This window comes from Microbacterium sp. MYb45 (assembly GCF_002979655.1).
Classification (GTDB): domain Bacteria; phylum Actinomycetota; class Actinomycetes; order Actinomycetales; family Microbacteriaceae; genus Microbacterium.
The window spans coordinates 83685-96253 of sequence record NZ_PCPG01000006.1 but is presented as its reverse complement, the minus strand read 5'-3'; the positions used below and the strand labels follow the sequence as shown (position 1 = coordinate 96253).

The following is a 12569-nucleotide window of genomic DNA, read 5'->3' as shown; positions in this document are numbered from 1 at the left end:
ACGCTGGCCGCATGACAACTCTGATCCTCACCGTCGCGGGTGCAGACCGTCCTGGCCTCGTGGCCGCTGTCGCCGATGTCGTGGACGCGCACGGCGGCAACTGGGAGAACAGCTCGCTGGCGGAGCTCGCCGGCACGTTCGCGGGCGTTATCGAGGTGTCCGTCGCCGAAGACCGGGCACCGGAGCTGAGTTCCGCGCTGCGCGGGCTCCAGGGACAGGGGCTGCTGACCCTGGCCGTGCTCACCGGGACACCGGATGCGGATGCCGCCGACGATCGGCTGCTCCAGATCCAGGTGCTCGGCAACGACCGACCCGGCATCGTGCGCGAGGTCTCTGCCGTCCTGAGCGCGCACGCGCTGAGCATCGAGGAGCTCGCCACCGAGACCCGGGATGCCGCGATGGCCGGTGGCCGCCTGTTCGAGGCATCCGTCTCCGCGAAGGTGCCGGCGTCCGTCGACCTGGATGCGCTGCGCGACGACCTCGAGCGCCTCGCCGCCGAGATCCAGGTCGACATCACCCTCGGCTGACCGCCGAGCCACCGACCTCCCCCGGACAACGAGAAGGCCGCCGTTCCGAGGAACGGCGGCCTTCTCGTGTCCGGCGTCAGACCAGGCGGGACTTCGGCGACACCGAGTAGGTGTGCTCGGCGTCGCGGTTGACCGTGTCGCCCAGTGCCGCGTCGATCGCGGCCAGGGTGTCGGCGTCGAGCTTGACGCCCGAGGCCTTGACCGTCTCGGCGAGCTGCTCGGGACGCGAGGCTCCGACCAGCGCGGCCGCGACGTTCGGGTTCTGCAGCACCCACGCGATCGCGAGCTGCGGCATCGACAGTCCGGCCTGCTCGGCGATCGGCTTCAGGCGCTGGACGGCGGTGAGGATGTCGTCCTGCAGGAAGCTCTTGATGAAGTCGGCGCCGCTGTGCGGGTCGGTCGCGCGCGAGCCCTCGGGCACCGGCTGGCCGGGCAGGTACTTGCCGCTGAGCACGCCCTGCGCCATCGGCGACCAGACGATCTGCGAGATCCCGAGCTCTTCGGAGGCCGGCACGACCTTGCCCTCGATCACACGCCACAGCATGGAGTACTGCGGCTGGTTCGAGATGAGCTGGATGCCGAGCTGCGTGGCGAGAGCGTGTCCCTCACGCAGCTGTTCGGCCGTCCACTCGGAGACGCCGATGTAGAGGGCCTTGCCCTGACGGACGACGTCGGCGAACGCCTGGAACGTCTCCTCGAGCGGGGTCTCGTAGTCGAAGCGGTGCGCCTGGTACAGGTCGACGTAGTCGGTGCCGAGGCGCTGCAGCGAGCCGTTGATCGACTCGAAGATGTGCTTGCGGCTCAGGCCGGTGTCGTTGGGGCCCTTGGGGCCGGTCGGGAAGTAGACCTTCGTGAAGATCTCCAGCCCCTCGCGGCGCTGCCCCTCCAGAGCCTTGCCGAGCACGACCTCCGCCGCCGTGTTGGCGTAGGTGTCAGCGGTGTCGAACGTGGTGATTCCGGCATCCAGTGCGGCGTGCACGGTCTTGACGGCGGCATCGTCACCGACCTGCGAGGCGTGGGTGACCCAGTTGCCGTAGGTGATCTCCGAGACCTTGAGACCGCTGTTGCCGAGATAGCGATAGTTGACCATGGAACAACGCTACTGGCTGCGTGTGATGACGGGGCTGGATGCCGGCATCCGCCGTCATGCGGGAGCTGTGACCGCCCGCCGGCGCAGGACGGTCACGACGCCGCCGACGGCGATCGCGGCACCGGCGAGCGCACTCACGGCGTAGAGGGGCCGCGCCCAGGGCGAGTAATCCGCGCCGCCGATCCCGAACGTATCGGCGAGGCTCATGCCCGGTCCGAACGACGCGACGAAGTAGCCGAGCGTACCGAGCATCAGCAGCGCCAGGAAGCTCATCGCGGGGATCACAGGATCGGCCCGCCCGCGGATCGAGACCACCGCGACCACCACCGCCAGCACCACGCCTATGCCGAGGATGAAGAACACCGGCTCCCACAGCAGGTCCTCGCCCACGGCAGACATCTCGGCGCGGATCTCGTCGAGCGTGCGTCCGGGAACCGCGGCGAGCGGATTAAGCACCAGGATCTGCAGCGCGGCCCACGCCGCGTAGGCCGTGACGGCGAGCACACCGGCGATCGAGATCCACAGGGTCCGGCGCTGCATCCGAGTCATGCGCGTCATCCTAGGAAGGCATCCCGAGAGTCTCCCGATACTCGCGCCAGGCCGCTCCCAGGCGACGGATGCCCTCGGCGAGCACATCGTCCGGTGCGGTGAACGGGATGCGGATGTGGTCGTCCGGAGACACCGACACCGCGAACGCGGCGCTGCCCGCGATCGAGACTCCGTGCGTGGCTGCGATCCTGGCCAGTGCCGCAGCGGAACCCGCGGGAACCCGGACCCACAGCGACAGCCCGCCGCGCGGCGGCTCGACCTTCCAGTCGGGCAGGTGCTCGGCCATCAGCTCCTGCAGCAGCCGGAGGCGCTCCTGGTGGATGCGACTGTTCGCCCGGCGGAGGTCGTCGGCGCGGGCGATCAGGTCGAGCGCGAGCAGCTGCCCCGGCACGCTCGTGGACTGGTCGGCGAGCTGCCGGGCCCCGCGCAGGCGGCGGACGAGCACGGGGTCGGCGCGCAGCCATCCGATCCGCAGCCCCGCCCACACCCACTTCGAGACCGACTCCACGACGATGATCGGGGCGTCCGCCCGCTCGGCCGCGAGGGTCGGCGGCACCACGCCGTCGAAGGAGATGCCGGCCACGACCCGGTCCTCGATCACCGGCACACCGTACTGGGCGGCGAGTTCGGCGACGCGATGCCGCGCGGCGGCAGGGAGCCGCGAGCCCGTCGGGTTCTGGTGGTGCGGATTGAGGGCCACGAGCACGGGCCGCAGCCGGGCGAGCGCCTGCTCGAGTGCGTCGACATCGAGTCCGTCCGGCCCCATCGGGACGCCGTGCACCGTGCCCCCGCGCAGCCCGACCGAGTCGGTGACGCCCGGCCAGGTGATCTCCTCGGCGAGCACGATGTCGCCGGGGCCCACGAGCGCGTTGACGACGAGGCTGATGGCCTGCTGCGCGCCGTGCGTGACGAGGATCTGCTCGGGCGTCGTCGGGGTGCCCTCGGCGGCGTACATGTCGGCGATGAGGGTGCGCAGCGCGGGGAGGCCCGCCGGGTCGGTCTCGGGCAGCAGCGCCAGCTCGAGCCGCGGCTTGTGCTCGCTGATCAGCTGCACGCCCAGCTCGGAGATCTGCGGCACGGTCCGCAGCAGGTCGATCGCATTGGGCAGGGCCGAGAACAGCGCCTCACCTCGTCCCTGCCGCTGCACGGGGGAGATGGATGCCGCCGCACCGGCGACGCGCGTGCCGCTCCCCTGCCGCCGGTCGACCAGGCCGCGCTCGGCGAGATCGGCGTACGCGGCGACGACCGTGCCGCGCGACACGGAGCTCGCCGCGGCGAGGGCGCGCTCCGCCGGCAGACGGTCGCCGGGGCGCAGCTCTCCGCCCGCGATCAGAGCCTCGATGCCGCGGGACAGCCGCGCCGCGAGCGTGCCGTCTCCGTGGGTCCATCGACCCAGCCGGGCGGAGAGCGCCTCCGAGGCGACCTCGCCCGCACGGACGAGAGTCGGCGATGAACCTGCGGATGGCGCAGGAATGGCCGATCCATGGTCCACCGGCCGGGTATTGGCCCTGTCATCGACGCTCATGAGACCTGATTCTGGACCAATGAGCACCTTCACGACCACTCCTCCGGCAGATCTCGGTCCAATCAGGCCCGATTGGACTATCGGTCAGCTCATCGAATGGCTGAGCGACGACTCCCGCCAGCACGACCCCACGCTTCAGCATCCGCTGTCCCTGATCGAAGCGGCGCTGACCGGCGAGCAGTGGTCGCGGCCGCCGTCGACCGTCGCCCTGATCCGCTCGCTGACCCTCGCCGTACCGCAGCACGGGTCATCCGTGATCGCCGACGTCCTGCTCCCGTCGCGAAGCCTGACGCTCGTCGCCTAGGCGCGACGGTGCCCCGGGAGCGCGGGCCAGGTCAGGTGGCCTGAGCGGAGACTGACGGAGGCGATGTCGCCGGAGTCGTCACGATCTCGGCGCGGTCGCGGAAGCCCTCCGCCGTCACCCGGTCCAGGGCGACCTGCTTGCGGATGGCCGCGGCCTTCTCGTACAGGCTCGGGTCGCCGTAGCTCGTGAGCACCTTCACCAGCACGGGCAGCAGCTCGATCATGAAGAACAGTGCCGCGATCAGGATGTGCGCCCACAGGATCGTGGGCTCCTTCTCGCTCAAGCGGTTCAATCCGCTGATCTGGCTGAGCAGCCCGACGGCTCCGGCGTTGCCCTGGGCCACGGCATCCGCGCGCGCGTTGTACGCGGCGAGCGCCTGGTCGTAGGTGTCGCGGGCGGCCGACAGCTGGGACTTCGCCTGCTCGCGGTTCGTCGACTCCGACGTCGAGGTGTTCTCCTTGGCGGCGGTGCCGGCGGCGGCGAGCTCCTCGTTCGCGGTGCGGAGCTGCGCAGCGAGCGCGTCGTACGTCTGCTGTGCCTCGGCGAGTTGAGCTTTGGCGGCGTCCGAGCTCGCGCCCTCGCCGTTCACGCCGGTGCAGCCGGGAACCGTGCCCGCGCCCTCACCGGTCAGCTCGCACTGGTAGAGCACGCGCGCCTGGTCGATCACGGCCTGCTGCGCGGTCATCTTGGCGGTCACGTCGTCGACCGTGGCCTGGGCGGCCGACTCGGTGGCCGAAGAGGACTCCGTCCCTGCGACGATGCCGGTCGCGGCCTGGTTCTCGAGCTCGGCGACCTTGGCGGTGGCGGAATCCAGCGCGATCTTCTCCGGGCCGGTCTCGAGCGCCTCCTGATCGGACTGCGACTGCGTGATGTTGGTCGACGCGACCTCGCGGGCGATGTCGTTGTGGAAGATCTGCAGCACGAGCGGCTCGGCGACGACGAAGCCGATGATCGCGGCCATGATCACACGCGGGATCGCGAGGCCGATGAGCCGCCACACGTTCCGCGTCGAGCTCATGGTCGAGGTGAGGAAGCGATCGAGGTTGAAGATGATGAGCGCCCACACGAGCGCGAGCGGCACGGCCAGCCAGATCGCGGCCTGTACACCGGTGGTGAGCGCGAAGAGCATCGAGATGGCGGAGACCAGCGCGGTGCCGGCGAGCACGAAGAACATCTGCACGAAGCGCGGCGTCTCGCCGGGGACGCGGTCGAGGATCTCGCCCTCCGCGCCACCGAGGATCGCGAGTGTCCGGGCACGGGAGCCCGGAGTGCGCGGGGCACGCTTCTTGCGGGGCTTGCGGACGCGGGGCTCGCGCGGGGGCTTCACGGGCGCGGACTCGTCGGCGGCGACCGCATCGGCGATCGGGGTCGCCTCGGCGGGGTCTGCGACGGGAACCTCGCGGGTGGCGTCGTCGGCGCCGGTCGGCTCGAATTCGCGCAGGAAGTCGAGGTCATCGGTGACGGCGTCGGGTTCGCCGTCGATGATGATCCGACCCTGCGAGTCGTAGCGACCCGGTCGATGGGCGGAATAGGGCATCCGAACAATCTACGAAGTATCGCCTGTGGATACCGTGGAAAAGTCCTTGGAGTGCCTCACAGGTTCCGTGCCGTCCGACGGATTCAGGATGCCGGGAGCAGACGGTCGAGGGCGGCGGCGTAGGCGGACAGCCCGTCGTCGAGCGTGAAGTGTCCGGCGGCGGCGAGGGTGCCGAGCCCGTGGATCAGGCCCCACAGCGCGACGACGTCGGTCGGTCGGTCGAGTCCCACCGCGGCCGCCCCCTCGGCGAGCACGGCCTCGAGCCCGTCGATCAGCGGCGCCATCGTGGCGGTCGGCGATCCCGGGATGCAGACGGTCGGGTCGTAGACGGCGTCGAACGCATGCGGATGCTCGATCGCGAAGCGGATGTACGCCGATCCCCCGTCGATGAGCGCCGCGCGCGGCGTCGCGGCCTTCTCGGCGGCAGCGCGGACCTGGTCGAGGAGGTCGGCCATGCTGCGCTCGGCGATCGCCTTGAGCAGTCCGAGCCGGTCGGAGAAGTGATGGTACGGCGCGTTGTGGCTGACGTTCGCCGCCCGCGCGACCTCGCGCAGGCTGATCTCCGCCGCCGGCATCCGCTCCAGCAGCTGCATGGCGGCGTCTTCCAGGGCACGGGCGAGATCGCCGTGGTGGTAGCCGTCCTTCGAACTTGACATGAGCAACATCATCTCCTATCTTGACACTGTCCACCAGCTTGACATTGTCCAGATAGGAACAACGCCATGACCGCTCTCGTGATCGACGGCCACCCCGACGCCCGCTCCTTGACCGCCGCACTCGCGCAGCGCTATGCCGCGGGGCACGGCGATGCCCGCGTGCTCGCCCTGCGCGACCTCGACTTCGACCCCAACCTGCGCTTCGGCTACCGCGAGCGCATGACGCTCGAGCCCGACCTCGTCGAGGCGAAGCAGGCTCTGCACGATGCCGACACGATCGTCGTCGCGACACCGGTGTGGTGGGGCGCACCGCCGGCCCTCCTCAAGGGCTTCTTCGATCGGGCGCTGCTGCCGCAGCAGGAGTACCGCTACTCGAAGCTCGGCCTCCCCGAGGGCCTGATCCCCGCGCGCCGTGGACGTCTGCTCCTGCTCGCCGACACTCCCTGGTTCTTCCTGCCGCTCACCGGCCTCCCGGCACAGACGCAGATCGTGCGCAACACCATGAAGTTCTGCGGCATCCGCTCGGTGCGCACGCACCGCATGCTCGGTGTGAAGGATGCCAAGGCGGCGACCATCACCCGCTGGCTCGACCGTGCCGAGCAGCTCGGCACGACAGACGCCCGCCGCGCGGGCGGGACTCAGGCCATCGCGGCGGAGGCGGCCTCGTCTTCGGTGGTGGCGACGAGCTGACCGCAGGCGCCGTCGATCTCCTTGCCGCGGGTGTCGCGGAGGGTGGTCGGGATGCCGGCGTCGTTCAGGCGGCGTACGAACTCGTTGGTGACGTCTTTCTCGGATGCCGTCCAGATCGAGCCGGGCGTCGGGTTCAGCGGGATCGGGTTCACGTGCACCCACCCGCGTCCGCGCTGGTTGAGCTTCTCGGCCAGCAGGTCGGCGCGCCAGCCGTGGTCGTTCATGTCCTTGATGAGCGCGTACTCGATCGAGACACGGCGGCCGGTCTTGGCGTAGTAGTCGTAGGCGGCATCCAGTGCCTCATCGACCTTCCAGCGGGAGTTGACCGGGATGAGCTCGTCGCGCAGGTGGTCGTCCGGTGCGTGCAGCGACAGCGCGAACGTGACCGGGATGCCCTCGTCGGCGAGCTTCTTGATCGCCGGCACCAGGCCGACGGTCGACACGGTGATGCCACGGGCGCTCATGCCGAGGCCGTCGGGCTGTGGGGCGACCATCGACCGCACGGCATCCATCACGCGCTTGTAGTTGGCCAGCGGCTCGCCCATCCCCATGAAGACGATGTTCGAGACGCGCTCCATGCTGTGGTCGTCGGACTTCTTGCCGCCGAGCCCGCCCTCGGCGATGAGCCGGTTGGCGCGGACGATCTGCTCGATGATCTCGGCGGTCGACATGTTGCGGGTCAGACCCGCCTGGCCGGTCGCACAGAACGGGCAGTTCATGCCGCAGCCGGCCTGGCTCGACACGCACAGCGTGATGCGGCCGGGGTAGCGCATGAGCACCGACTCGACCAGGGCGCCGTCGTGCAGACGCCACAGGAACTTGATCGTGTCGCCCTTGTCGGTCTCGAGGCGGCGCACCTCGGTGAGCAGCGGCGGCAGCATCCCGGCGACCAGCTGCTCCCGGGTGTCGGCCGGGAGGTCGGTCATCTGCTCGGGGTCGGACGTGTAGTGGCGGAAGTAGTGCGTCGACAGCTGCTTCGCGCGGAAGCCGGGCAGCCCGAGCTCCTTGACCTTCTCGATGCGCTCCGCCGGTGTGAGGTCGGCCAGGTGCACCGGCGGCTTGCCGCGCTTGGGGCTCGCGAACTGCAGGAGCGGACGCCCCTCGGCATCCTTCTGCTGGGTCCATCCCTCGGTCGCCGGGCGCACCTGCGCCGGGCGCGTCTCACGGACCTTGCCTTGGGCCGGCCGACCCTGCGGGGCGGACGCGGATGCTGCGGGGCGCGTCTCGCGCGTGCGGGGAGTCTCGGTCATACCCTCCAGGGTACGCGGTACCGGGTGGGAAGTGCCTGGAGCGCAGGCGGCCCGACCCGACTCACCCCAGCAGCGGGCGCTGTGCGGCGCGCTGACCCTCGTACTCCGCGCGCGCCCGTCGAGCGGTCTCGGTGCGCGAGACCTCGGCCACCGGCACATCCCACCAGCCCTCGCCGTCGGGGCCGTAGACCGTCGGATCGCTCTCGACGTGGATGAGCGTCGTCCGCTCCGAGGCCTTCGCGGCGGCGACCGCGGCGCGCAGGTCGTCGATCGCCGCGGACCCCTTCGCGATCTCGATGACGTCGACGCCGTAGCTGCGCGCGTTCATGGCGAGGTCGACCGGCAGCACGTCGCCGCGCTGGAAGTTGCGCGCCTCGTCGTCGTAGCGGCGGTACTCGGTACCGAAGCGCTCCGAGCCGACCGTCTCCGAGAGGTGCCCGATCGAGGCATAGCCCTGGTTCTGGATGAGCACGACGATGATCTTGATCCCCTCGGCCACGGCCGTCGCGAGCTCGGAGCTCAGCATCAGGTACGAGCCGTCGCCGACCATGACGACGACGTCGCGCTCGTCGCCGGATGCCGTGAGCCCGCGCTTGACGCCGAGTCCTCCCGCGATCTCGTACCCCATGCAGGAGTAGGCGTATTCGACGTGATAGCCGAGCGGATCGCTGACGCGCCAGAGCTTGTGCAGGTCGCCGGGGAGCGAGCCGGCCGCCTGCACGATCACGTCTTCGTCGGCCACGGCCCCGCGCACGGCGCCGATGATCTCGGGCTGGCCCGGCAGCTCGCGGCCCGTGGGGGCGAGCGCCCGGTCGACGACCGCATCCCACTCGCGCTTCTCGTCGGCGATCCGTGCGCTCAGCGCCGGTGCGACGCGGTATCCGTCGAGCTCGTCGCGCAGCGCGACCAGGGTCTCCCTGGCATCCGCGACGACGGGCAGTTGCGAGCCGTGCTTGTAGGCGTCGAAGGCCGCGACGTTGATGTTGACGAACACCGCGTCGGGGTTCTGGAAGGCCGTGCGTGATGCCGTCGTGAAGTCGCTGTACCGGGTGCCGACGCCGATGATGACGTCGGCCTCCGCCGCGATGCGGTTCGCCGCGGTGGTGCCGGTCGCACCGATCCCGCCCAGGTACTGGGGGTGATCCCACGGCAGCGCGCCGCCGCCCGCCTGCGTCGTGCCGACCGGGATGCCCGTGGCCTCGACCAACGCCCGCAGCGCCTGCTCCGCTTCGGAGTAGATGACGCCGCCACCCGCGACGAGGAGCGGCTGCTTCGCGCCGCGGATCGCCGCGACCGCCCGCGCCAGCGGTCCGCGCTCCGGCAGTGGTCGGCGGATGTGCCACTCCCGGTCCTGGAGGAACTCGAGGGGCACGTCCAGCGCTTCGGCCTGCACGTCTTCGGGCAGGGCGATGGTCACCGCACCGGTCTCGGCGGGATCGGTGAGGACGCGCATCGCGGCGAGCGCGATCGAGAAGAGCTGCTCCGGACGCTGCACCCGGTCGAAGAAGACCGAGAGCGGGCGGAACGCGTCGTTCACGGTGAGACCGATGTCGTATGGGCGCTCCAGCTGCTGCAGCACGGGGTCGGCGACGCGCGTGGCGAAGGTGTCGCTCGGCAGCAGCAGCGCCGGCAGCCGGTTGGTGGTCGCGAGCGCCGCGCCGGTGAGCATGTTCGTGGCGCCGGGACCGACCGAGGCCGTGCTCGCGAACGTCGCCCTGCGGCGATGCATCCGGGCGAACCCGACGGCCTGGTGCACCATGGCCTGCTCGTTGCGGGCCTGGTGGTAGGGCATCAGGTCGGGCTGCTCGAGGTTGTACTGCTGCAGCGCCTGGCCGAGACCGGCGACGTTCCCGTGACCGAAGATGCCGAACATGCCGGGCACGGTGCGCTCGCGGAGGTCGCCGTCGACCGTCCACTGCCGCGAGAGGAACTCGACCAGTGCCTGGCCGACCGTCATCCGTCTGGTCTGCATCAGAGTTCTCCCTCTGCTCGGTAGGGAAGCCGGGGATCGATGTCCTGCCCGCTCCAGCTGTCGCGCACCCACGCGTGCGCGGGGTCGTCGGTGATGAGCCAGGCCCGCTCCCGGTCGGGGCCGGCCATGACGTTGAGGTAGTAGAGGTCGTAGCCGGGAGCGGCCACGGCGGGACCGTGGAATCCGAACGGCACCAGCGCGATGTCGCCGGTGCGCACCCGTTCGGCGATGTCGATCTCGCCGGCATCCGAGGAGTAGGTAGCGAACATCCCGAAGGCCGCGTCGGCGGCGGCGGCGTATCCGCTCGAGCGCGTGGGCGCCGCCTCGAAGTAGTAGATCTCCTCGAGCCGGGATTCTCGCCCCGGCACGTGCTCGTCGTGCTTGTGCGGCGGGTACGACGACCAGTTCTCGGCGGGCGTGATGACCTCGCACACGATGAGGCGCTCGGCGTCGAGCGCCTCCGGCGTGCCGAAGTTGTGCACCTGCCGACTGGAGGCGCCGGCGCCACGGAGCTCGACCGGGGTCTCGGCCGCGAGGATGTGCCGCGTGGGATGCACGACCGAGGTGGGCGAAGACGCCACGGCCACCCGACCGGAGCCCGTGATGACGGCCGTGGCCGCCGCCGACAGGTAGAGCACGTCGCTCGGACCGTCGAACACGGAGCGGCGACCGGCGAGCAGCGTCTCGGTGGTCGATCCCTCCTCGGTGTGCGCCACGGAGAACGACCCGGAGAGCGGCACGACGATCCGCTCCACCCCGGTGTCGGCGAGCGCGAGGCTCTCCCCCGCGCCGAGCTCGCCGACGCGGATGCCGGTGTGCGCCCAGCCGGGCGTCGTGTCGTCGACCACGCTCTCCCAGCCGTCGCGGCCGATCGCGCCGCGGCGGTGGAACCAGTTCCCGTCCTCGGTCATGGCCTCTCCTGCCCGCATCCGCTGCTCAGCTGTTCTGGGGGAAGCCGAGGTCGATGCCGCCGTGGAGAGCGGGGTCGAGCCAGCGACTGGTGATCGCCTTCTCGCGGGTGAAGAAGTCGAAGCCATGGACACCGTACGCCTTCGCGTCGCCGAACAGCGATGCCTTCCACCCGCCGAACGAGTGGTACGCGACGGGAACCGGGATGGGCACGTTGATGCCGATCATCCCGACCTGGACCTCGTGCTGGAAGCGGCGGGCCGCCCCGCCGTCGTTGGTGAAGATCGCGGTCCCGTTGCCGAACCGGCCGGAGTTGATCAGGTCGACCCCCTCCTGGAAAGTCTGCACCCGCACCACCGACAGCACCGGACCGAAGATCTCCTCCTGGTAGGCCCGCGAGGAGGTCGGGATCTCGTCGATGAGCGTCGGCCCGAACCAGAAGCCGTCCTCGTTCCCGTCGACCGTCAACCCTCTGCCGTCGACCACGATGCGCGCCCCGTCGGCCTCGGCGATGTCGACGTAGCCCGACACCTTCGCGCGGTGCTCCGCCGTGATCAGCGGACCCATGTCGGGCTCGCCGTCGGCACCGCCCGCACCGTCGCCGATGCGCAGCCCCGCGATGCGCTGCGAGATGCGCTCGATCAGCGCGTCCGCCACCGGCTCGACCGCGAGCAGGACCGAGACGGCCATGCACCGCTCCCCCGCCGCGCCGAATCCCGCGTTCACGGCCTGGTCGGCGACGAGGTCGAGGTCGGCATCCGGCAGGACGAGCATGTGGTTCTTGGCGCCGCCGAGCGCCTGCACGCGCTTGCCGTGGCGGGACGCAGTCTCGTAGATGTACTGGGCGATGGGCGTCGAGCCGACGAACGAGATCGAGGCGACGTCCGGGCTCTCCAGCAGCCCGTCCACCGCCTGCTTGTCGCCCTGCAGCACGGTGAACACGCCGTCGGGCAGCCCGGCCTCGGCCCAGAGGGCGGCGAGCCAGAGTGCGGCGGACGGGTCCTTCTCGCTGGGCTTGAGCACCACGGCGTTGCCCGCGGCGATCGCGACCGGGAAGAACCACATCGGCACCATCGCGGGGAAGTTGAACGGGGAGATGATGCCGACGACGCCGAGCGGCTGCTTGAGCGAGTACACGTCGATGCCGGTCGAGACGTTCTCCGAGTAGGCGCCCTTGATCAGGTGCGGGAAGCCGGTCGCGAGTTCCACGACCTCCTGTCCGCGCAGGATCTCGCCCATCGCATCGGAGCGGACCTTGCCGTGCTCGGCCGTGATGATCGCCGCCAGCTCCCCCTTGCGCGCGTTCAGCAGCTCACGGAACGCGAACATCACCGCCTGGCGCCGCGCGATCGAGTAGGCGCTCCACACCTGGAATCCGCGCTGCGCGGACGCGATGGCGTCCGCGATCTCGGAGTCGTCGGCCAGGGCGACATGCCCGGTCACCGCCCCCGTCGCGGGGTTGTGGACGGGAGCCGTGCGACCGCTCGCGGAGGCGCGGGCGGCCCCGTCGATCCAGTGGCCGATGACGGGGATGTCGGAAGCGGAGGTCATGCGTGTCCT

At 70.5% G+C, this 12569-nt stretch carries 12 protein-coding genes; 3 read left to right on the top strand and 9 right to left on the bottom strand.

Going from position 1 to position 12569, the window contains the following annotated elements:
- Positions 1–11: 11 nt before the first annotated feature.
- Positions 12–527: a glycine cleavage system protein R gene (locus CQ034_RS12190; RefSeq protein WP_105711301.1), complete on the top strand. Its 516-nt coding sequence runs from the start codon at positions 12–14 to the stop codon at positions 525–527.
- Between the two features lie 76 nt (positions 528–603).
- Here CQ034_RS12190 and CQ034_RS12185 read toward each other — a convergent pair whose 3' ends face one another.
- From CQ034_RS12185 to CQ034_RS12175, 3 genes are read right to left on the bottom strand one after another with little or no spacing between them, the layout of a single operon-like run.
- Entirely contained in the window at positions 604–1617 is a 1014-nt protein-coding gene (locus CQ034_RS12185; RefSeq protein ID WP_105711246.1) for an aldo/keto reductase family protein, read from the bottom strand.
- Between the two features lie 54 nt (positions 1618–1671).
- Entirely contained in the window at positions 1672–2166 is a 495-nt protein-coding gene (locus tag CQ034_RS12180) for a hypothetical protein (RefSeq protein ID WP_258134191.1), read from the bottom strand.
- Positions 2167–2176: 10 nt separating this feature from the next.
- A complete protein-coding gene (locus tag CQ034_RS12175) occupies positions 2177–3691 on the bottom strand; it encodes a PLP-dependent aminotransferase family protein (RefSeq protein WP_181156309.1) in 1515 nt (504 codons plus the stop codon).
- A 19-nt stretch (positions 3692–3710) separates the two neighbouring features.
- Between CQ034_RS12175 and CQ034_RS12170 the strand changes: the two genes are divergently transcribed.
- Positions 3711–3995, top strand: a complete 285-nt coding sequence (locus tag CQ034_RS12170) for a hypothetical protein (protein WP_105711245.1) — start codon at positions 3711–3713, stop codon at positions 3993–3995.
- Positions 3996–4026: 31 nt separating this feature from the next.
- On the opposite strand, the gene CQ034_RS12165 is transcribed toward CQ034_RS12170, so the two are convergent.
- Both CQ034_RS12165 and CQ034_RS12160 read right to left on the bottom strand, forming a co-directional pair.
- Complete coding sequence (locus tag CQ034_RS12165; protein WP_105711244.1) at positions 4027–5532, bottom strand: DUF4407 domain-containing protein; 1506 nt, start codon at positions 5530–5532, stop codon at positions 4027–4029.
- Positions 5533–5615: 83 nt separating this feature from the next.
- A complete protein-coding gene (locus tag CQ034_RS12160; protein ID WP_105711298.1) occupies positions 5616–6188 on the bottom strand; it encodes a TetR/AcrR family transcriptional regulator in 573 nt (190 codons plus the stop codon).
- Positions 6189–6254: 66 nt separating this feature from the next.
- On the opposite strand from CQ034_RS12160, the gene CQ034_RS12155 reads away from it, so the two are divergent.
- A complete protein-coding gene (locus CQ034_RS12155; RefSeq protein ID WP_105711243.1) occupies positions 6255–6878 on the top strand; it encodes an NAD(P)H-dependent oxidoreductase in 624 nt (207 codons plus the stop codon).
- On the opposite strand, the gene rlmN is transcribed toward CQ034_RS12155, so the two are convergent.
- From rlmN to CQ034_RS12135, 4 genes are all read right to left on the bottom strand, one after another.
- On the bottom strand, positions 6827–8128 hold the full coding sequence (rlmN, locus tag CQ034_RS12150; protein WP_181156308.1) for a 23S rRNA (adenine(2503)-C(2))-methyltransferase RlmN: 1302 nt from the start codon (positions 8126–8128) through the stop codon (positions 6827–6829). The two genes, CQ034_RS12155 and rlmN, sit on opposite strands and share 52 nt — an antisense overlap.
- Before the next feature lie 61 nt (positions 8129–8189).
- Complete coding sequence (gene iolD / locus CQ034_RS12145) at positions 8190–10100, bottom strand: 3D-(3,5/4)-trihydroxycyclohexane-1,2-dione acylhydrolase (decyclizing) (RefSeq protein WP_219860795.1); 1911 nt, start codon at positions 10098–10100, stop codon at positions 8190–8192.
- On the bottom strand, positions 10100–11011 hold the full coding sequence (iolB, locus tag CQ034_RS12140; protein WP_105711242.1) for a 5-deoxy-glucuronate isomerase: 912 nt from the start codon (positions 11009–11011) through the stop codon (positions 10100–10102). The genes iolD and iolB overlap by 1 nt, the downstream gene beginning before the upstream one ends.
- A 25-nt stretch (positions 11012–11036) precedes the next feature.
- Positions 11037–12560 (bottom strand): CoA-acylating methylmalonate-semialdehyde dehydrogenase, encoded by a 1524-nt coding sequence (locus CQ034_RS12135; protein WP_029261199.1) that lies wholly within the window; start codon positions 12558–12560, stop codon positions 11037–11039.
- Positions 12561–12569 lie beyond the last annotated feature (9 nt).